12 protein-coding genes and 1 tRNA gene are annotated in these 19873 nt (G+C 64.8%); 4 read left to right on the top strand and 9 right to left on the bottom strand.

Translation table 11 applies throughout. The features are described 5' to 3' along the window. Positions 1 to 8: 8 nt before the first annotated feature. From OKA04_RS21295 to OKA04_RS21270, 6 genes are all read right to left on the bottom strand, one after another. The gene (locus OKA04_RS21295; protein WP_264503240.1) at positions 9 to 1544 is read right to left on the bottom strand and encodes a ShlB/FhaC/HecB family hemolysin secretion/activation protein; all 1536 of its coding nucleotides are present in this window, start codon (positions 1542 to 1544) and stop codon (positions 9 to 11) included. Positions 1545 to 1795: 251 nt separating this feature from the next. After that, positions 1796 to 3286: a type 2 periplasmic-binding domain-containing protein gene (locus OKA04_RS21290; protein WP_264503239.1), complete on the bottom strand. Its 1491-nt coding sequence runs from the start codon at positions 3284 to 3286 to the stop codon at positions 1796 to 1798. A gap of 56 nt (positions 3287 to 3342) precedes the next feature. Further along, positions 3343 to 4452: a thrombospondin type 3 repeat-containing protein gene (locus OKA04_RS21285; protein WP_264503238.1), complete on the bottom strand. Its 1110-nt coding sequence runs from the start codon at positions 4450 to 4452 to the stop codon at positions 3343 to 3345. Between the two features lie 552 nt (positions 4453 to 5004). Beyond that, the gene (locus OKA04_RS21280; RefSeq protein ID WP_264503237.1) at positions 5005 to 6252 is read right to left on the bottom strand and encodes a PrsW family glutamic-type intramembrane protease; all 1248 of its coding nucleotides are present in this window, start codon (positions 6250 to 6252) and stop codon (positions 5005 to 5007) included. A gap of 118 nt (positions 6253 to 6370) precedes the next feature. Then, complete coding sequence (locus OKA04_RS21275) at positions 6371 to 6565, bottom strand: hypothetical protein (RefSeq protein WP_264503236.1); 195 nt, start codon at positions 6563 to 6565, stop codon at positions 6371 to 6373. A gap of 175 nt (positions 6566 to 6740) precedes the next feature. Continuing rightward, a tRNA-Cys gene (locus OKA04_RS21270) sits at positions 6741 to 6815 on the bottom strand. Positions 6816 to 6946: 131 nt separating this feature from the next. On the opposite strand from OKA04_RS21270, the gene OKA04_RS21265 reads away from it, so the two are divergent. Further along, positions 6947 to 9160 carry a hypothetical protein gene (locus OKA04_RS21265; RefSeq protein WP_264503235.1) on the top strand — a complete coding sequence of 738 codons (2214 nt, stop codon included), beginning with the start codon at positions 6947 to 6949 and terminating at the stop codon, positions 9158 to 9160. A 7-nt stretch (positions 9161 to 9167) separates the two neighbouring features. On the opposite strand, the gene OKA04_RS21260 is transcribed toward OKA04_RS21265, so the two are convergent. Further along, positions 9168 to 13526 carry a DUF7133 domain-containing protein gene (locus tag OKA04_RS21260; RefSeq protein ID WP_264503234.1) on the bottom strand — a complete coding sequence of 1453 codons (4359 nt, stop codon included), beginning with the start codon at positions 13524 to 13526 and terminating at the stop codon, positions 9168 to 9170. A 286-nt stretch (positions 13527 to 13812) separates the two neighbouring features. On the opposite strand from OKA04_RS21260, the gene OKA04_RS21255 reads away from it, so the two are divergent. Further along, positions 13813 to 14478 carry a hypothetical protein gene (locus OKA04_RS21255; protein WP_264503233.1) on the top strand — a complete coding sequence of 222 codons (666 nt, stop codon included), beginning with the start codon at positions 13813 to 13815 and terminating at the stop codon, positions 14476 to 14478. Here the strand turns inward: OKA04_RS21255 and OKA04_RS21250 are convergent. Both OKA04_RS21250 and OKA04_RS21245 read right to left on the bottom strand, forming a co-directional pair. Continuing rightward, positions 14468 to 16666: a transglutaminase-like domain-containing protein gene (locus OKA04_RS21250; RefSeq protein WP_264503232.1), complete on the bottom strand. Its 2199-nt coding sequence runs from the start codon at positions 16664 to 16666 to the stop codon at positions 14468 to 14470. The genes OKA04_RS21255 and OKA04_RS21250 overlap by 11 nt on opposite strands. Before the next feature lie 119 nt (positions 16667 to 16785). Continuing rightward, positions 16786 to 18168 carry a DUF58 domain-containing protein gene (locus tag OKA04_RS21245; protein ID WP_264503231.1) on the bottom strand — a complete coding sequence of 461 codons (1383 nt, stop codon included), beginning with the start codon at positions 18166 to 18168 and terminating at the stop codon, positions 16786 to 16788. A gap of 113 nt (positions 18169 to 18281) precedes the next feature. Here OKA04_RS21245 and OKA04_RS21240 point away from each other — a divergent pair, with 113 nt between their 5' ends. Both OKA04_RS21240 and OKA04_RS21235 read left to right on the top strand, forming a co-directional pair. Continuing rightward, a complete protein-coding gene (locus OKA04_RS21240; protein WP_264503230.1) occupies positions 18282 to 18761 on the top strand; it encodes a polysaccharide biosynthesis/export family protein in 480 nt (159 codons plus the stop codon). 128 nt (positions 18762 to 18889) lie between these two features. After that, positions 18890 to 19783: a helix-turn-helix transcriptional regulator gene (locus tag OKA04_RS21235; protein ID WP_264503229.1), complete on the top strand. Its 894-nt coding sequence runs from the start codon at positions 18890 to 18892 to the stop codon at positions 19781 to 19783. Positions 19784 to 19873 lie beyond the last annotated feature (90 nt).

Below are 19873 nucleotides of genomic sequence, written 5' to 3'. Positions count from 1 at the left end.
GGGGACTGTTAGAATTCGGCCCAGCCGCGGAAGGTGACGCGGACCTCGCCGGACTCGGCGTCGGTCTGGGTGGTGAAGGGCACCGCGACATCGAGCGAGCCGTTGTAGTGGTCGCGCAGGCGGAAGCGCGTGCCCACGCCGGCGCTGAGGAAATTGTAGAAGGACTTCTGCGAAGGCAGCGGCTTCAGCACCGTGAGCGTGCCGCCATCGACGAAGGCGTGCAGCCGCCACTCGTCCGCCTGCTTGCCGCGCTCGTCCTTCTTTCCGATGAAGGAGCGCGTGCGATACTCGGCTGAGCCGAAGACGCCGTTGTCGCCCAGCGCGGTCGCTTCCAGGTAGCCGCGGGCATTGCCGAGGCCGCCGCCACTGAGTTGCTCGCTATTCACCAGCGGCTGGCTGGAGAGCTGGCCCTGCACCTTGCCAAAGAGCTGTGCGCCATCCTTCAAGTCGCGCGTGTGCGAGACATCCCCGCGCAGGTAGATGTAGCTGCCGTCGGATTGGTAGCGCTTGTTGTCAAACTCGCGACCGTCTCCGCCCATGCCTCGCAGGTGGAAATTCAGCGAGAGGTTCGCCTGTGTGAAGGAGTCCTTGCGCACCCAGTTCGCGCCGTAGTTCGCACTGATCGGATAGTACTCGATCGGCGTGTTCCCCGTGACACCGGCCACGGTCAGGTCTTCCTCGAAGGTCTTCCAATCCATGCCGAGGGCAAAGGTCTGGTAAAAGGTGTCCGTGCCCGGCAGGTCGAAGAGCGCGCGCAGGCCGAGGATCTCGCCGCGACCCGCCACCGCCGCGCCGCCCAGCGTGGAGATGTCGCTGTCCTGCTTCGTGGCCTGGAGCATCAGGCTCACGCCGTCCGAGACACGGGCGAGATAGTAGCCGGAGTAAACCAGCGCATCGTCCGGATTCTCCGGAGCGACCTGGAAGTCCAGCCCGAGCGTGTGGCCGAGCTGGAAGAGATTGGCATAGCTGAGCGAGGCATTCAGCCGGGTCTGCGTGGTATTCGGGCTATAGCAGTTGTTCAGCTCCAGCGATCCGTGCAGCGGGGACCTGTCCTCGACTTCCAGATCGACGTCGAAGGTCCCGGGCTCCACGCCGGGGCGGAGCTGCGGCTTCACCGTGCGATCCGGCAGGCGGTTCAGCGCGATGATCTCCGCCTTCACCTGGTCGAAGTCCGGCACATTCCCCTCGGCCAAGGACGGGATCTCCCGCTTGATCCTACTAGGAAGATAGTAGCGGGATCCCGTGACGCGCAGCCTGCCGATGGCCCCCTCCGTCACCTCCAGGCGGATGATGCCCGTGCGGGGATCTTGCGGCGGGATCTGCACCGTCACGGTCTGGTAGCCCTTGTCGCGATACGACTTCTCCAGCGCGGCGCGTGCGCCTTCCACATCCGCCGCCGTACGGCCCGGGCCGAGGAAAGGATACACCGCCTCCTCGATCTCCAGCGACGAGAGCAGCTTCGAGCCCTGCACGCGATACTCGCGGACCAGCAAGGTCATCTCCGGCTGCGGCTGCTGCGCGAAGGCCGGAAGCAGCCCCGCCATGACAAACGAAAGTCCCAGCACGGCCATGCGGACCGGGCGGGAAGGACGCGGGAAAAGGGATGACGGGAATGCTTTCACGACAAGCTGTCTCGATGCTGCCCCAAGCTCGGAGATCTTCCTGCTCGCGGGTAAGATGGGACAAGAGGGATGGCCCGGACGGGCCGCGGAAAATGTCTGGGAGGGGAGAAGCCCGGGGCCGTCCGCACGATGATGAGGTGCAGCGCGGCCCGGTCCCGGGCGTCTTGAGTGGATCAGTCCTGCGGCAATTGACCGGCATAGACCGTGCCGCCATCGGCGAGACGGTGGACCTTCAGCGCGGCATCGCTGAGCGAGATGCCCTGCTGGGTGGAGACCACCTGGCGGATGCCGTTCGCGAGGGCTTCCACGAATTCACCGCGGAAGGTCGTCGTCGGATCACCCGTCACGCCTGCCACACCGGAGTAGATGCCCTGGCCATCGAGCGGCTTCGGCACCACGATGCGGTTGTAGAGCCACAGCGTGTAGCGGCCGCTCTTCACGTTGTCCGGGGTGTTCTCCACGCCGTTGTACTTCAGCGCGACGCCCTTGCTGTCGGCAGGACGCGCGGCACCCTGGCCATTGCCAAGCACGGTTGCATCCGCATCGCCCGGGGTCACGTAGCCGATGTACCAGCCCGCGGTGGCAGCCGGGTCCGAGGCACGATAGGCATCCTGGCCGAGCTTGCGCGTCAGTGCCGTGGCAAGGTTCGCACCGCTGGTGTGGCCGCCGGATGCGGTGATGCCGGACCACGTCTCGGTCGGCCATTTCCGCTGGCGGGAGACGGTGCCACCGATGACCGACGTGCCGATGGTGTAGCTCTTGGACGCGTCATACGAGGGATTCGCCTGCCAATTGCCGGAGCCAGCGGGCGTCTCGACCAGCGGCGCATTCGCGGCACCACCGGCGGCGAGAGGCTCGGTCGGGTTGGTGCCATCCGTGGCCTGATAGACGTATTGCTCGCCGAGGCCGCTGCGGCCGATCTCGAGCTGCGCGGCGAAGCGCTGGCCTGCATCCGTATTACGACCGAGCGCGTAGATCCACTTGTGCTGGTCGCCATTCGTCCAGTTGCCGGTGAAGAAGGACAGCGGCAGCGAGCCGGTGTCATAGAGCTGGCGTGCCTGCTGCGTGGTGATGTTGTCGATCGGGATGCCCGGGCTGCCGTAGAAGCCGAGCTGGGAGATACCCACCGGGATTTCCTGGATCTCCGAATACTGCAGGCCGTTGTAGTCGCCATTGAAGGGCGAGGTGAGCTGGAAATTCGTCGAGAGGCCGAAGTCCACCACATGCTGCGTGTACTGCGTGTTGTCGGAGATCGTCAGCAGGTTCGACGGCACGTTCGTGGTGCCCTGGCCATTGGTTACGTCAAAGCGTACCTGCACCGTCTGGTTCGCCACCGCGGCGATGCCGGAGAGGGCACCCGCGTAGTTCGTCTTCACGATCACCGTGTGGCCGTTCCAGGTGCCATTCCAGGTGCCGAAGTTCGACTGGCGGAAAGTGTTGTCCGTGCCGGTGTAGTTGCCGTCGGGATTCAGCGTGCCGCTGGCCGGGAAGCGACCGGAGGTGCCCTGGTAGCTCCAGTTCCGCAGCAGGCGGGAGAGCGCGACCTGCGTCGCATTCCGGTCGCCATTCGACGCGGAGAAATAGACGGTGACGGTATCGGCGCTAGCCGCGAGGATGGAGGCCAGGGTGGCGAAGCCGAGGACGGCGGAGTGAGAGAGTTTCATATCGATGGAAAATTTTTGTTAGATGAATCGGATCGTTCGGACGGAATCGGTGCGGCTCATGGATTGGCCACACGGGCGCGGTAGAAGCCCCGCGGCAGGCTGACCCGGGCCGGGTCGGTATCCGTCCAGTTCACGGGTGCGGCACCACTGCCGGAGAGGTGCTCGTGCACCTGGATCCACGCACCGGCCAGGTCGTCATTGTATTCGATGATGTATTTCCGCAGGGCGATCGTCGGGAAATTGAAGGTCTGCGAAGTGCCGGGCACCACGACCGGAGCCGGGATGCGGAAGAAGGAAGATGGGTTGTTGGGATTCGTTCCCGCCAGCGCCTCGTCACCATCGCTGAAGCCGTCACCGTCGGTATCGATGAGGAAGGGATTCGTCCCCGCGCGGGTGAAGCTCACCACGCCGGTCGTGGTGATGGAGAAGTAGCCGAGGTAGCCGACCGTCCCGTTTTCATAGAGCGCGGCATTCGGATTCTTCCGATAGACGTAGAGGTCGAGCGGCGAGCCGGCGGCTCCGTTCACGAAGCTCCGCTCGACCGACGACCACAGGCCGAAATCCGAGCGACCCTCGGAAGCCACCTGCCAGCGGTAGCTCACGCTGCCATCCACGGACACGGGCTGGAAGCCACCGCGCGAGTTGTTCGCGGAGTCCGGCTCACCCACCGTCGAGGACAGCACATTGTAGCCGCCGATGACCACCGAGCCGATCTCGGACGAGGCCGCATTTTGCTGCGAGCCGGTGCGGGCACCCCACGGCGCGCTCTGTGCGGCCACAGACGGACGGGCGCGGGTGATGTACACCGCGTCATTGTCATTCGAGTTCCGAGCGAAGGCGGCCCACAGCACCTGGCTGCGGGTGTGCCACGGCAGCAGGGTCTGGGTGCCCTCGTCGAATTTGTCGAAGGCATCGAGGTCGGCACCCAGCGCGCCGATCGTCGCCACCGCAGTGGTCGAGTTTGCAGCCGCGGATTCGAATTGGGAAACGGGGCCCAGATTCACGAGGTAAGAACCGGCGGCAGAGTTCGAGGAATCACGGAAGGCCAACAGCACATGGCCCTCGGTCGCCTGGACGACGGGAGCCGCATTCACCACCGGCGCGAGGAGCCCGATGACCAGCGACGGAATCGCCAAATGGAGAGGAATTCTAAAAGTGAATTTCATGGTATAGTATTAAAGCGGAGGAAAAGCCCCATGAGGGGAGTAGCCACGGCCCCATCGGGGCTGGCTGGAGGGCCACCGCAGGCCGGAACACGGCAGCAGCGGGCAGCACCTGACAAACGCGCGGGCAATCAGCAGCGACAACACGTCGCCGCGACCGTCACGACACGGGCTTGCGGGGATAGCAGGAAGGAGAAGGAGGAGGGCTTCGGATCGTTCATACTTGGAATCGTTGGTTCAGCGGGATTTCCAAGGCGTTCGGGGACGCCGTCCGGGGGCGTTGGATCAACGTCGCCGGATGGAAGTGGCCGGTGGATACCGGCCGGGCTCCGGAGGTCGCCGGACTCCGCGTCTTGCGGTCATCCTCTGCTCCGGAAGTGCTGGCTCCCCGGGAAAGGGGTCACCATCGATTCCCATCGCCCGATGTGCGGGTAAACGGGGCGGCCTGACGACCGCGGGCGGAATTCATACCACTCGGGAGGGATTTGCAAGAGGATTCTGCCGAGCCGTGTCATCACTGCCACCAAGCCGGCAAATCAGCGGCTCCGCGTCCCTTCAGGAGGGAGAGGAAAGCTTCCCTGAATCGGGCCCGGCACTTGCCAGGCCGGCCTGTGCCGCTCGCACCTCCTTGAGCCCCGCCTGGAGCAGCAGCAGCACCACGATCCAGCCAACCAGGCCGAGCAGGATGCGGAAGGCGATGAAGCCCATGTCACCACCCACGATGGGGATCGCGAGCGGGCTATTCCAGAGCATGTGCAGGCCCGCCACGATCACGAAGATCCGCACGAAACGCGGATCGCCCACCATGGCCATCTCGAAGGGCCGGTCGCCCTTCACCCGCCATAGCGCTGCTGCCGCGGCGGCGGTCCAGATGGTGTGCGTGAAGGGGGACAGGAAGGCGCGCATCATCATGATCGTCTCGGGCTCGCTATTCCGCGCCATCGAGACGAAGACATAGCCCGCGCTCTCGAAGGCGGAGAAGCCCGTGCCCACCGCCGCGCCGAAGAGCATGCCATTGAGGGTCCAGCCGAATTTCACCCATTTCCGCGTGAAGAAGATCACCGCGATCAGCTTGCCCACTTCCTCCACGATGCCCGCGGACATCGCGCCGATGTAGCTATGCAGCTTCGTGTATTCAAAGATCAGCAGGCTGGTCACCAGCGAGAGGATCCCGCCGGGAATGAGCAGCGCCATCACCCGGTAGAAGGACACGTTCCGCAACTGGTTCGACTCGATGAAGAACACGAGCACCGAGAAGGGGATGCCGAAGCAGCCCACGAAGATCCAACCGGGAATCAGGTTCGGATTCTGGAAGCGCATCAGCGCCCAGTAGAGCACCAGCGAGGAGGCGAGGCTCAGGCCTAACAGATGGACGAATGCCCAGGGCGTCGGCCATGCCGCATTCACGCTCTGCAGCGGCGGGGTGGTGGTGGCCGTGCCCACGCTGAAGTGCTCCTCGATCTGCTCGGGCGAGTGCTTGCGGGTCACCTCGGAGAAGAGGTGCTTCAGGCTGAAGCCCTCCAGCTTCTCCAGCCCGGACGCCTCGCTCACCTTCCCCGCCAGGCCGGCGAGCAGCGTTGGCTTCTCCCCTCCTGCGAGCGGCGGCGGGGTCGGCACCGTGCCCATGGCCTCAGCCAGGCTGCGCCAACCGCTGTCGCCCGCGGCTGCTACCAGGGTCCGGGTGGTCAGCTCCCCGGCTTGCAGCTTCTGTTGGAGAACCTCTCCGGTATAGGGGCCAAAGGTCTGTCCATCCTTCGAGTAATACCAGTACGCTTTCGGGATCGGAGGCGGTAGATTGGACATAGGGCCGGAAAATGAGCCTCGGACAATAAACGATGTCCGCAACTTGGCTAGGGAAGCCGTTTCCTCAAAGCTGTTTCGCGTTACAAGCCGGCCTGGTGTCCCGTTAGACAAGTTTGCTTCAATAGCTCTCGATTTTCGCGAAGAAGCGCTCCACCTGGTAGAGACAGATCGAATGCGTTGGGCTGAAGCGCCGGTGGCGCATCAGCCACTCGCGCAGCGCCTTGGTCTTGTGCGTGGCGTGGTTGTCCACCACGGCATGGATCGACAGGTTCCGGGGCGTGGAGCGCTCGATGTGGCGTAGCGCTTGCGCCACTTGCCGACCGTGGCATTGGAAAATCCGCCCCTTGGCCCCGACCTCCTTGTCATCCAAGCCTGTCGGAGCTGAGCAGGACAGCCTCTGCCCGCCGGGATTCTTCGGACCAATCCCGTGTTGGTACCGACGTTGTCAAACCACGCCAAATCCAAACGCAAACCATTGGTTTTGAACATGGAGGCGGAGGTGGGAATCGAACCCACGAATAGCGATTTTGCAAACCGATGCCTTACCACTTGGCTACTCCGCCGTGACGCTCGCGGCGCGGGGCAGATTCCCTACGTGCCGCGGAGGACCCTGTCAATGCCGGGATTTTGCCTTCGTGTCACCCGATCCGGGATCAGGACAGCTTCGGGGCCACAACGTCCCTTCATCCCGGAATTGCTTCTCCCGCCCGGACCTGTCTCAACATGGGAGACGATGGCGATGGAATTGGAGCCCGGGCAGCGTGCATTCGTGGATGCGGTGATGCAGCCGCTGGGCGACGACCCACAGCGACGCGAACTCCTCGAGGAAGCCATCGCGCTCTCCTCCACCCTCCCCTGCCAGACCTCCAGTGACGACGTACATGCGGCATCGGAGCGGATGAGACGAGGCGCGCCGGGCTTCCTGCGGCGTCATCGCATCTCCCAAGCACTGCTTGTCCTAGTTGGAGCGGTCACCGCTTGGTTCGTCATCGCCGGGCCACCCGCGTGGAAGTCCATTCTGCGGATCTGGGATACAAACCAGCTCCATGGTTATCTAGGCTCCATGTGTTGCACCGAGGCAGGCGTGCCGTCTTTCCCAAGCATCCCGGGAAGGCTTGCCGATGGCTGGGAAACCGCGCATGCGCTGGAGAAGCTGCCAGCGTCGGAGGCATTGCTGATCGTCGGCGCTCCTGAAGAAACCGATCCCGTGCTCAAGTGGCGACGGGTTTGGGAGAGCCATCCCAATGACGCAGCCCACTACATGGCCTACGCGCTGGCCTATCGGCAAAAGCATCAGAAGTGGCCGGCCGATCTGGTGGAGACGGGAGAGCGACTCGACCCCGGCAACGGTTGGTTCCGCTTTCTGGACGCGGTGGAGGCGATCAAGTCCTCCATGGGAGATGCCCCGCCACCTCCGGCGCCCACGAGGGAGGAGCGCCTCGCCGCCCGTGGGAGAGGCGAGCCGCCACCGAGGCAAAAGACCGTGACCAAGCCGGAGAGAGTCGTGCTCGATCCGGCAGGCCTGGCCCGTGGCTGGCAGGAGCTGGACATCGCGCTGGCCATGCCCCGCTTCGATGACCTCCGCCGTCGGCAGGATGCGATCCGCGCCAGCGTCTGGCCTGCACCGGTCGACTACTGTGAATATTACAAGGAGCAGTTCCTGGCCTTCGCGCAGCCGGAAGATGTCACCTCCGGGTGGCTGGACGCCAGGTTCATCACCGAGGCATTCGGGAAGACGGCGGATCATGCAGGCAAGGAAGACATGGAACTTCTCGAAGCACGGTTGAAAGCAGTCTCCTTCCGGATGGGAGCAGGCAGTGACCACACCATCCGCAGCCTCGTCATGCGCAGGATGACCAGAGACTGCGCCATTTTCCTGGGGAATGCATGGAACCGCATCGGAGAGGCCGACCGTGCGAAGCCATGGGAGGATTTCGCAAAGTCAACCGACCCGAAACTCGCTGTCCCGCATCCTTCCCCCGCGGATGCCTTGACTCAGCGTCAAGCAAGCAGCCTCGTCACCCGCAACGCCTACAGCTATGATCGCCGCGATCCTGCTTCTGCCCCGATCACCGAGCCGGAAGTCCGAGGAGGACGACTCGCCGAGTATGCCATGTATGAGCGCCTGATGCTGCACGCCATCGCTTTGTTGCTCATCATCGCCCTGGGATTCCTGCTTCTCGCCCCTCTCCGCGATCGAAGGTCACTCGGCCTGCTTCCGGCGAGGCTGGCTGGGTTGCTGGACCGCAGGGATCGCCTGCGCATTGCTACCATGGGCATCGTACTTCCCGTGGGCCTCTATCTGCTCTCCACCCATCCTCCCGGCCTCATCAACCGGCAACACTCCATCACCGAGCACGGCTTCATCCTCTGGCTCGCGCAATCGGCGGCATTGGTGGTCGCCGTAATCTTGGGAATCCTCCAGACCGCACGACGCCAGCTCGGGCAACGCGGAGGCATGCTCTCCCTCGGATGGATCGGCCCGGACCCGGGTCGCATCTGTTTCCCGGCAGCTCTCCTCGCTATTCCTTTGGGATCTCTCCTCCCGAAAGAGGCCATGAGGTGGCACGATGCCGCCGAGATCGCGAGCTACGCGACGATTGCAGGTCTCGTCGGATTCCCGCTGCTATGGCTCTTGTGGCAAGCGGTGGGTTGTTTCAACGGCCCATCGTCGCGGATTCTCCACCGATCCGTGCTGCTGCACGCCGCCGCCCCCTTCGCGAGCATCGCCTTGGTCGTCGTCACGGCGGCCATCCCGTGGGCCTACGCCACGGAGAAAGCGTGGACAAAACAGATCCGCTACGAGGCATTCGGCCCGGGCAATACCGTCTTCGAGCCCCGCCTGGAGCGGGAGCACGCAAGCTGGCTTGCCCGGGACATGCTGGAACGTCTGGAGGCCGTGAAATGACCGGCTATTACTTCGCCTTCACCACCAGCTTCCCCTGCATCACGGACCAGTGGCCGGGGAAGGTGCAGACGAATTCATAGACGCCTTCCTTCTCCGGGGCGGTCAGGTGCAGCGTCTCCTTCTGGCCGGCCTCGATCATCTTCGTCGCGCCTAGGATGCGCGGGTCGTTTTCCGGGACGTAGGAGCGGCCCTTGCTGTCGAGCTTGTCCGGTGCCTGCGCTTGCACGGCGGTGGCGACCGCCTGCACCGTGCCGGGCTGCACGAAGACGATATTGTGCGGCATGAGGTCCGGATTCTCGAAGATCACCTCGAAGGGCTTGCCCGGCTCCACGGTGATCTCCGTGGTGTCATAGCGGAGTTGCTCGGGCACCGCCTTGATGACGAAGACATTCACCTTCAGGTCCGCCAGCACCTTGCGCGCGGTGGCGGCGCGATCCGGGGAAAGCATGCCGGCGAGTTCATTCGCCACCTGCACCACCTCGCTGAAGTCCTGCGTGGTGCGGCTGTCGGCGGGCACCTGCTTCGCCCAAGTCACCAGCGCGGCCGCCACCGGATCGGCGAGATCCTTCGCCCACGCGTCGCGCGGGAGTTGCGAGATCCCCTTTGCCGCTGCGGGCACCTGCTCGCCGGACTGGACCAGCTTCGCGAGTGCGGTGAAGACCTTCGCGGGCTCCTTCTTCATCGTGACCAGCGCGCGGATGGCCGCGGCGCGCACGCCCGCTGCCGGGTCATGCGGCACCTCGACCTTCGCGCTCAGGCGCGGTGCGGGATTGCCCGTCTTCTTGAAGATCTCCTGGCGATCGGCATCCAGCACCGTGAGCGTGAAGCCATCGAGGCGATCCTCGAAGCCCTGGCGATTCCACACGGCGATCTCGGAGACCGGCTGGTCCGACTTCAGGTCCAGCTCCCACCACGGGCTGTCCTCGCCTTCGTTCGTGTGCGTCTGGGTGCCGGATTCGTAGAGCGCGTTCGTCTTGCCATCAATGGCCCGCTGCGCCCCGCCGTCGAAGGCGGTGCTCGATTGCTTCGCACTACCCTTCAGCGCGACATTCTCGCCATTCGCAAAGACCTGCACCTCCGCCAGCGTGAGCGTGCCCGTGCGCGGGAGCTCGACCCGCACGTAGCGAGCCTCGCCCTTCTTGCCGGAAAGCGCGGCCTCCAGCGCCGGGGGGAAGGACGACAGCAGCGGCAGGATCTTGTCGAAGGCACCGTCGCGCACGGAAGCGTCCGCGACCTTTGGAACCGCATTCAGGAAATCCACGAGCAGCCCCGGCGACTTGGAAGCCGCGGCCCACACCGTGTCCACGCTGCCATCCGCAGCGATCATCGCGGCGAGCGCGGCCTGCCGCACGGAGGCGAGCTTCACTGCCAGCAGCTTTTCCACCCCGGCGCGCGACGCCTTCAGATCGGCGACGGGCTGCTGGAGCAGGAGGCGCGCAAGGTCATCACTGCCATCACCACCGGCGGCCAACGTCGTGATCAGCACGTCGAGAGTCTTCGCCTTCTGGATGGTCGCGAGATCCGTGAGGGCCTGCTGGCGCTGGGGCAGCGGGACGCCGGGGCGCGTAAGGATCGCCGTCAGCGTCACCGGGGTCTTCGGCAGCTTCGCGAGATCGCCGGTGCTCACCGAGCCGAGCACGTAATTGATCCCCGCGGGATTGTCCGCCGCGATCGCCTTGCCCTCGCTGATGGCCGCCTTCCACCATGGCTGGAGCTGTCGCATCGTCTCCTTCAGGCAGTAGTCGATGTAGTAGTCGGTCGGGTGCTTCAGCGCGGTGAGCGCGACATCGGCCGCCTCCCACTCGCGGAAGAAGCTGGCCACGCGGACCGCTTCCAGCCGCACGCGCGGTGCCCCGTCATCCGCCGCCACTCTCAGAAGTGCCAGCGCGTCCGGCACGCGGTCCCGCCAGTAGCCCATCACGCGCACGGCCTGCGCACGGGCGCGCGGATCGGGCGACTTCAGCACGCGCTTCAGCAGGTCCAGATCCACCACGTTGTGCCACTGGTGGACCCACAGCGCCTCCAGCACGTTGTGCTCGAATTTCGCGTCCTTCTCATCCAGCACGCTCAGCCATGATTGCACCCCGCGGATGACCTCCTTCGGGTCGCGCTTGCCGAGCTCGATCTTCGCACGCATGCGCACGTCGTTCTCCGGCTCCTTCAGCAGTTCCAGCAGCTTCGCCACTGGCTCACCGTCGATCTTCTTCGGCTCCAGCAGCGGGCGTCCCTCGTAGGTGATGCGGTAAAGTCGGCCGTGCTGGTGGTCGCGCTTCGGATCGCGCAGGTGATGCTGCAGGTGACCGATCAGCATCTGCGACCAGTCCATGAAATACAGCGAGCCATCCGGCGCGACCGTGATACCGGACGGGCGGAAATTCGGATTCTTCGCGATGTCCGTCTCGATGAGGTTCGAGATCGTCTCGCCCTTGATGCCGGAGCCCTCCTCGCTGAGCTTCGCGCGGAAGATTCCCTGCACGCTGATCACGTTCGTATTCAGGAAGAGGCCCTGCCAGTCATCCGGGAAATGGCGGCTGGTCAGGATGGCGGTGCCGGGCGTCGGGCGCGACGGGCGATTCCAGAACTGCCGCATGCCCGGGTGCTTGCCCGAGTCGAGGTGGCCGCTCATCGCGGGGCCGAAGTAGTTGTCGTTCCCCGTCGCGTCGGTGATCAGGTCATTGCCCCAGTAGTCGAAGACGCGGCCGTGCGGATTCGCGAAGCCATAGGGAGCATGGCGCGTGAATTTCCCGGTGTTCGCCTCGTAGCGGTAGATCGCGCCGTCCGTATTTCGCACGGGTCCGTCGTAGGTCTCCACGCTCGAGCGGTGGAAGACACCGTCGCTGAGATAGACCGCGCCGCCCGGCTCCAGGCACATGCTGTTCGTCTCGTGGTGCGAGTCCGCGGCATCCAGACCGTGCAGCACGCGCTCCTTCGTATCCGCCTTGCCATCGCCATCGGTGTCGCGGATGTACCACAGGTCCGGCGACTGCATCAGCAGCACGCCGTCCTTGTAGAATTGGAAGCCGGTCGGGCAATTCAGCCCGTCCATGAAGGTGGTGCACTTCACGGCCTTGCCCGTCTTCGGATCGAGGTCGAAGACGAGCAGCTTGTCGAAGTTCGTCGTGGTCGGCGAGGTCTCCGGATAGTTCGGCCACGCGGCGATCCACAGCTTGCCCTTCGTGTCGAAGGCCATCTGCACCGGATTCACCAGATCGGGGAAGCTGATCTCGCTAGCGACCAGCTCCACCTTGCAACCCGGTGCCAGCTTCAGGTGCTGGATGGCTTCTTCCGGGTCGAGGTAGGGAGTGTTATCCTCGCGGTTCGGCGGGACCAGGTTCACCTTCGGCAGGTTGTCGTCGGTCACCTTCAGGTCGCCGCCCTTGGCCACGGCCCACACGCGCAGGTCGCGGTTCGCGGTCTTCACGTCGCGCTGCGCCAGCTCCTCGCCGAGCGTGGTCGCATTCGTCACGCCTGCGTAGGAGATGCGCGAGCGGTCGCCGAAGATATTGTACTGATCGACGGTGCGGTAGCGGTGGTGCCACTGCTGGTTCTTGTCGATCACCGCGGCGCGGATCTTTTCCACCTGTGCGTCATCCAGCGACGGCGGCTGCTTGCCGAAGAGCGCCGCGAACTGGACCGGCGCGAGCTGCCGGTCGCCCTCCTCCGTGAGATGGATGCCATTGATGGTGAGCGGCGATCCCGCCTTCGCGAAAAGCTCCTTCGACGGCGTGTAGAGATCCACGAAAGGCACGCCCTTCGCATTCGCCACCTCGGCCATCGCCTTCGTGTAGAGCGCGAGGTTCACGTTGTTCGCCTCGCCGTCGGGGAAGTCCGGGCTCTTCAGGTTTTCATGGGCGATCGGCGAGAAGAGCACCACGCGCGGCGCAGCCTTGCCGTTGTACTTCGCCGAGAGCTGGGCATCGAGATAGCTGCCGAGGTCGCCCTTGAATTTCTCCAGTCCCTCCAGTCCGTGGAACGATTCATTGAAGCCCCAGTAGGCGAAAATGACGTCCGCCCCGAAGTCCGTGCCCGCCTTGTAGACCACCCCCGGCCGCGGGCTCGTGTCGCCCTTCTTCATCGAGAGGAACCACTCCGTGGTCGGCACGTCCGCGGATCGCGGGCGCACGCTTACCTCGTCCGCGGCGAAGCCAAGATTCCGCACGGTGAGGTCCAGCTCCGGGTAGGCCCGATGGATCAGCGCCTCCAACCATCCATGGTGCTGCTGGCGATCCGCCAGACCACCGCCGACGATCGCGACGTGGTCGCCCTTTTGCAGGGCCACCAATGGCTCCGCGGCATGGGAAACACCGGCGACCGGCAGGACAATCGCGGCGACACCGAGGCGGAGGAACGAGGGATTCTGGGTCATGTGAGCGAAGGGAAAACGTTACCAGCCGCAGCAAGATTATCCATGCTTGAGTTTGGATGCAGCGGGTTGGCGAGCTACGGAAGGCAGGATCTGGAATCTTTCGGAAGCTGCTCCCGGTGGCGAGAATCTTGCGCATTTCAGGGACGAACCTGCGCATTTTCGGGATCGGGAGGCCCCAAGCGAGGAGGAGCAAAAGATGCCGGGTCACCGGATTCTGCGAATTTTTCACTGAAGGAATCCGTCTGCGCGGTGGTATTTTCCCCCGCGCCACCGACCGCCCTTCACCATGATGATCCGCACCGCACTGATCCTCTCTTTCCTCGTCTCCACGCTGCACGCCGGCGTGACGCTGGACATCGAGGCCTACGGCAAAAGCCTCGGAGGCTGGAAGGCCAAGTCGAAGAATGCCTGCGACTACGATCTCTCCGGCTCCGAATACCGGACCTACAAGCCGGAGATCACCCCCACCCCGGACGGCGGGATCTTCGCCTCCGTCCGCATCGACCACCGCCGCGGCTGGCTGGCCAGCGACGACCACGCGGTGCTGGAGGTGACCATCGACAAGAACGGCTCGATCGTCTCCGCGCAGTCGAATCTCGCCCTCCAGGGGAAAACGATCTCCAGCGACGTGATCCGCACCGGCGGCAATGTCGGCCAAGGCGTCCCCGGCGTCGGTGCCGCCGTGAAGGTGGGAGCCGACCTGACCGCGGACCTTTCCTCGAAGCTGCTCCGCGAGAAGATCGTCGAGCCCGGCCGCGTGAATTTCCCCGCGGCAGTGCGGCACAATTACAACCTGATCTACCAAGCCATCCGCAGCACGAACGACCTCGCGCCCAAGCAAGACGAGGCGAAGAAGGAGGAAGAACCGGTGCAAGGCCCGGTGAAGCCGCCGACCTCCGCAGCGAAGCTTGATGTCCCAGGGGCCGGGGAAAAGATCGAGCTCAAGAAGTAGGAGCGGGTAGCCCGCCTTTCTTCGCTGTGCCGAGTTCACGCTTCAGACGCTCGACCAGCTTTTGCAATTCCGCGGCCAACCCCGCATCGGCATTTCCCACGTCGAAGCGCATCTGCTGGTGCAGGCCCAGCGCGCGCTCCAGATCGTCCGGACTCGCCAGCAGCGGTGACAGCCGCCGCAGCCACGGGCCGAGCGGCGTGCCGGTGGGGCGCTCGCCAAGCAGCTTCCGCGCAGGCTTTTCCAAGGCGGTGAGCGGCGTGGAAACCACCGTGGCACCACGCGCGCGGGCCTTCTCCGCCTCCAGCCTGCTGCGGGATTTCCACAGGTTCCGCCCGATGTAGGCGATGCCGAGCACGATGGGGGTGAGCAGTCCGAGCGTGAGCCACATCATCCGACCCGGCTTGTCACGCCAGACCAGCAGATCCTCGCGCACTTGCTGGAACCAATCCGTGAGCCCTTGGAAACGGGTCATCCGCGGCGGGCCCTCCAGCCCCAGCCAGTCGGGCGGCGTCACATCCACATCCACCCAGCGCTCCAGCTCTGCGTCCCAGGCCCGGCACCACGCGTGGGCATGGGTGCCACGGAGGAGCGCCTGCTTCGTCTTCGGGTCGATCTCCGCGGCGACGAAGCCGGTCACGTAACGCGTCGGCACACCGACGTCGCGCAGCATCAGCGCGGCGCTGGTGGCGAAGAACTCGCAGTGGCCCGCGCGGGTGTCCGTCAGGAACTTCCCGATCAGGGTACCGTGCTTCGCCGGATCGAAGTTTTCGCGTGTCCGGTTGTAGCGGGTATAGCTGAATTCCTTCGCGAAGAACTCCCTCACCCGCGCGATCTTGTCTTCGAATGAAAGGTCGCGCAGCCCGATCTCCGCGGTCACCTGCGAGATCGCCGGAGCCTCACCCGGTGGGATCTGGAGTTCCGGCTCCACCACCACTCGCTTCTTCGCATCCTCCGGCAGCGGCCCGTGGGGGAAGTCGAAGCGTCTGCGCTCGAAGATGCTCGCCATGGATTTCCACGGCGGCAGCTCCGGCGAGAACTCAGGATGCCACAGCACCCGCGCGTCCGCGACCGGCTGGGCCGGCTTCAGGCGGAAGGTGCCGAAGGGATTCCGCTCGAATTCCTCCGGGTTGAATTCATGCAGGCTGGCGGCATTCCCCGGCAGCGGCAGCAGGCTGAAGTCCCGCGAAATGGTCGCGCCCCGGATGCGGAATCTCGGCAGGTCGCGGGCGACGGCCACCTTCTGGTCCTGCAAATCCGGATCGGCGATGTAAAAGGTGTCATCCAGATCGTCGGGGCGCTCCGGGTTGTTGATTTCCGCCACGCCGTTGAAGCCGTCGCTTTCCACTGGATAGTCCTCCGGCAGGAGGTCCGCCTGCCATCCTTGGTCGAGATAGGTATTGTAGGAGGAGAGCCGCAGCAGTTTCGGCAGCGGGCCCTGCTCCGGGATGAGCCGCCAGACAATCTCCGGCGATTGCTTCAGCCTACCCATGGCACCGATCGAAGTGCGCCGCTCGCGTGCATACTCGGAGCCCGCCCCGCTGTCGCCGGAGCCACCCCGCTCCGCCATGAAGCGATACAGCTTCACCAGCCCCATCTCCCCGCCGCGCCCCAGCAGCGCCGCGCTCAGCAGCGCGAAGGACATGGCAAAACCGATCTGCCGCCACCGTCGCGCGCTCGCGGCAATCAGCCCCCACGCCACGAGGAAGATCAGCAGCGGATAAAAATACGGTAGCTTCGCCTGCGAGCCGAGACACGAGGCCAGCAGTGTGGAGCAGAAGAAGACACTCCCGAAGCCGAAGCGGATCTCGCGGAATGGCAGCCCGTGCTTCCGCGCGTGATCCCGCCGGCGCCTGACCATCATGGAGAAGGTCGCCAGCGTCGTCGTGGAGGACATCCCGTAGGCCTGCACGAATTGCAGCGGCATCATCACCACCGGCAGCCAGGTGAAGACGATCGACATAGCATTCAGCCGCGCCCCGTCCATCACCACCAGCACCATGGCCACCAGCAGGAAGAGCACCGAGAGCCGCCAGGCATTCAGGAAGGCCCGCTCGCCGAAATTCCACCGCACCCGCGTCCAATGCGCGCCCTCCACCAGCATCGCGCACGCGAGCCCCGGCACCACGCGCTCCGTCATCACGCCCCAGAAGAGGAGCGCGGCACCGAGCAGGAAACGGGGTGGGGTCATCGGGGTGGAAGTTCCAAGTTATAAGTTTGAAGTGCCAATGAAGAAGTTGAAGCCCGAAGAGGCCATGGCTCGTCCTGCCTTTCCTGGCACTTCGAACTTCTGACTTGGAACTTCCACCCTCACAGCCTCCTTGGCAATTTCATCAGATCGCCCGCGAGGTCGGCGGAGCGCAGGAAATGACAGCGGGGAGCGGCATCGGGCTTTTCCCTCACGATGACCATGGCCGAGGTCTCGATGCCCTGGCGATTGAGCTGCTGGAGCAGCTTCGCCCGGCTCTCCGACCACCCGGCGAAAACGCACAGGCACCCGGCGAGATCGTCGGCATGACGGCGGACCAGCTTCGCAAGCGAATCGAAGTCCTCGTCCGGCGTGCTTTCCACACCGGCCAGCACCTCCAGCAGCGTCTCCGCCCGGGCGATCCCTTGCCCCGCGGTGACGACCCGCTCCTGCCCCGCGATGAACATCAGGTCGATGAGCGATTCGCGCGAGTCCACCGCCACCACGAAGGACGCGGCGACGGACACAGCATCCTCGAAGAGGTCCTCATCGCCCGGAGCCGGGAAGGTATCGAGGATCAGCCCGTGGCGCGGGAAAAACGTGTCTTCCAGCTCGATCACCACCGGCTTGCCCGTGCGCGCCCAGGTCTTCCAGTGGATCAGCCGCAGCGGGTCGCCCGACTGGTAGTCGCGCAGCCCGGTGAATTCCCCCGTGGACCCGGCGTGTCGCGCGGTAGCCTCGCCGCCGGGCTGGAAGCGCGCGCTGCCGGGCAGCTCGAAGCGCGGCAGCGGATAGCGCCGCGGCAGCACCGCCAGCAGCGAGGGCGGGGCGGATACCTTCACGCAGCGCTGGAAGATGCCCAGCGGATCCGGCAGCAGCACCCGCAGGTCATTCATCCGCACCAGGCCGCGACGCCGCGGGGTCTGCGTGACCGGGATGTGGGCGGTGGTGCCGAGGCGCTCGATGACCTGGCTGCGCCCTCCATCGAAGAGCAGGCGGGTGTCGCACAGCCACTGCCAGCGGTAGTAGGCAAAGGTGCGGTCGAAGAAATTCCGCTGCTTTTCCCCCGGCTCCACACTCAGGCGGAAGGTCGCCTCGTCCGGTCGTGGATCCGGCGGCGTCTCCTGGAGCTGGAAGCGCTTCAGCGGACGGCGGGAGCGATTGTGCAGCGTGATGTGATACGTGACCGGCTGACCAGCCGTCGCGTGGGCGGGCAGCTCTCGGGTCGCCTCCAACGACGCCCGCCGGAAAAGCAGCATGAAGAGCCCCGTCATCAGCAGCCCGCACACCAGCGAGAATGCCTGGAAGACGGGGGCCTCCGCATTCCCCGCCGCGGCCCCGGCGGCCACCACGATGAGGATCATCAGCGCGATGCCAGGCGGCCTCACCCGGCGGCGGAACCAGTGGTTGAGCTCCGCGCCGCGGGCATAGAATTTGTAGGAGAGCTTCTGGAAAAAACGCCGCCCCTTCGTGGCGGGATTTTTCTCAGATGGCGTTCCGGGCATCAGCACGAATTTCACCACGCCCCCGGCCTCCGCCAAGTGGAATCCGCAGCCGCCAAAGCGTTCCGCCGCTATTTGCTTCGCATCCGCCCCGCCTCACCCCATCATGCCTGTGGATGAAACCGTGGATGCTCCAGGCAATGGCCGTCGGGTGCCTGCTCACCGCCGCCTCGGATGTGGCGCAGCGGCAGGCGGGCGACGCCAGCCTGTCCGGCGTCACTGCGGGAACTGGCTCGACTTCCGGCCCGACCGGCGGGTCCTCTTTTGAAAGCACCTCCACCGGCCCCCGTCTTCCCTCGAAATCCCGCGGCCTCCGCGAAGACGAGTCCTATGCCACCCGCATGAAAGAAGCCTCCACGGGCACGGCCACTGTCATCGGTCAGGTGAACCGACCAGGACCGGTCGCCCTGCGCGGCTCCGACACTCTCCGGTCAGTGATTTCAAAGGCCGGGGACATGACCGATTTTGGCTTTCCGAAGAAGATCCGCGTGAACCGTCGCGGCGAGGTCATCAACCTGAATTTGACCGTCCCCGAAGGCCAATCCTTCAAGGTCGAGGACGGGGATATCGTGACTGTGCCGGAAAGGATCTTCTGATCCCCACAGCCCGGCCAGATCACTCCGGTCGCCACGCAACCAAAACCCGCGCCATCAATGGATATATTTTACCTAGGATGGACGATTCTACCTTCCCCACCTGCCGATCCTGTCACACGAATTAGTTCGTGCCCTCCACCGATCCCAATGTGAGCCCGGCGACCTTCATGTCGCGACAGGTCGAGTCCTCCCAGATCTTCTTCTTCGACCAGCCGGGCCCCGCGGACTTCGAGGTGAAATGCGGCGGCTTCGAGCGCTGCCGGCCGGACTACCGGATCGATCGCATGGGCTTCCCCTGGTATGTCCTCGAGTTCGTCCATGGCGGCCAAGGGATCGTCTCGCTGAATGGGGTCGAGTCGCCGCTGAAGGCCGGGGACTTCTTCCTCTACGGTCCGGACATCGAGCACCACATCAAGACCGACCCGCAGAAGCCGCTGCTGAAATACTTCGTCGGCTTCCGGGGATCGGAGACCGCGAATTTCCTCCTGCGCTACGATCTGAGGCTCGGCGTGCTCTCCCACTGCCTGAGGTCCGAGCCCATCCGGCGCGCCTTTGACACTCTGATCGACCGGGGGTCGCGGAATTCGAAGTTTTCCCGGCCGATCTGCACTGCCATCGTCCAGCAGCTCCTGCTGATGTGCCACGAGGACGCCGTGGATGCCGGCAGCACGGAGACCCGCGCTTTCGCCACCTTCAGCCGGGTGAAGCACTGCATCGAGCAGAACTACCTCTCGCTCGGCACCCTGGAGGCGGTGGCAAATGCCTGCGACCTGGACGCGCCCTACCTGTGCCGCCTTTTCTCCCGCTTCCACGACGAGAGCCCCTACCAATTCCTCACCCGGCTGAAGATGCAGCACGCCGCCACCCTGCTCCTGGAGGGCAGCAGCTCGGTGAAGGAAGTGGCCGCCGCCTGCGGCTTCCCGGATCCCTTCCACTTTTCCCGCGTCTTCAAGTCCGTCCACCGGATGCCGCCCTCGCGCTACCGGGACGCGATGCTCGACAAGCTGCCCCAGTCGCGCTGAGCCCGCACGCGGTGCCGCACTGGCGGGATGCCTCCGGGGCGCGAAACCCCTGCTGCTAAAATCCCGTCAATCCAGCCCTTTACATCCGGG

Origin of the sequence: Luteolibacter flavescens (genome assembly GCF_025950085.1) — a bacterium.
Classification (GTDB): Bacteria; Verrucomicrobiota; Verrucomicrobiia; order Verrucomicrobiales; family Akkermansiaceae; genus Haloferula; species Haloferula flavescens.
This window is presented reverse-complemented; position numbering and strand designations above follow the sequence as displayed.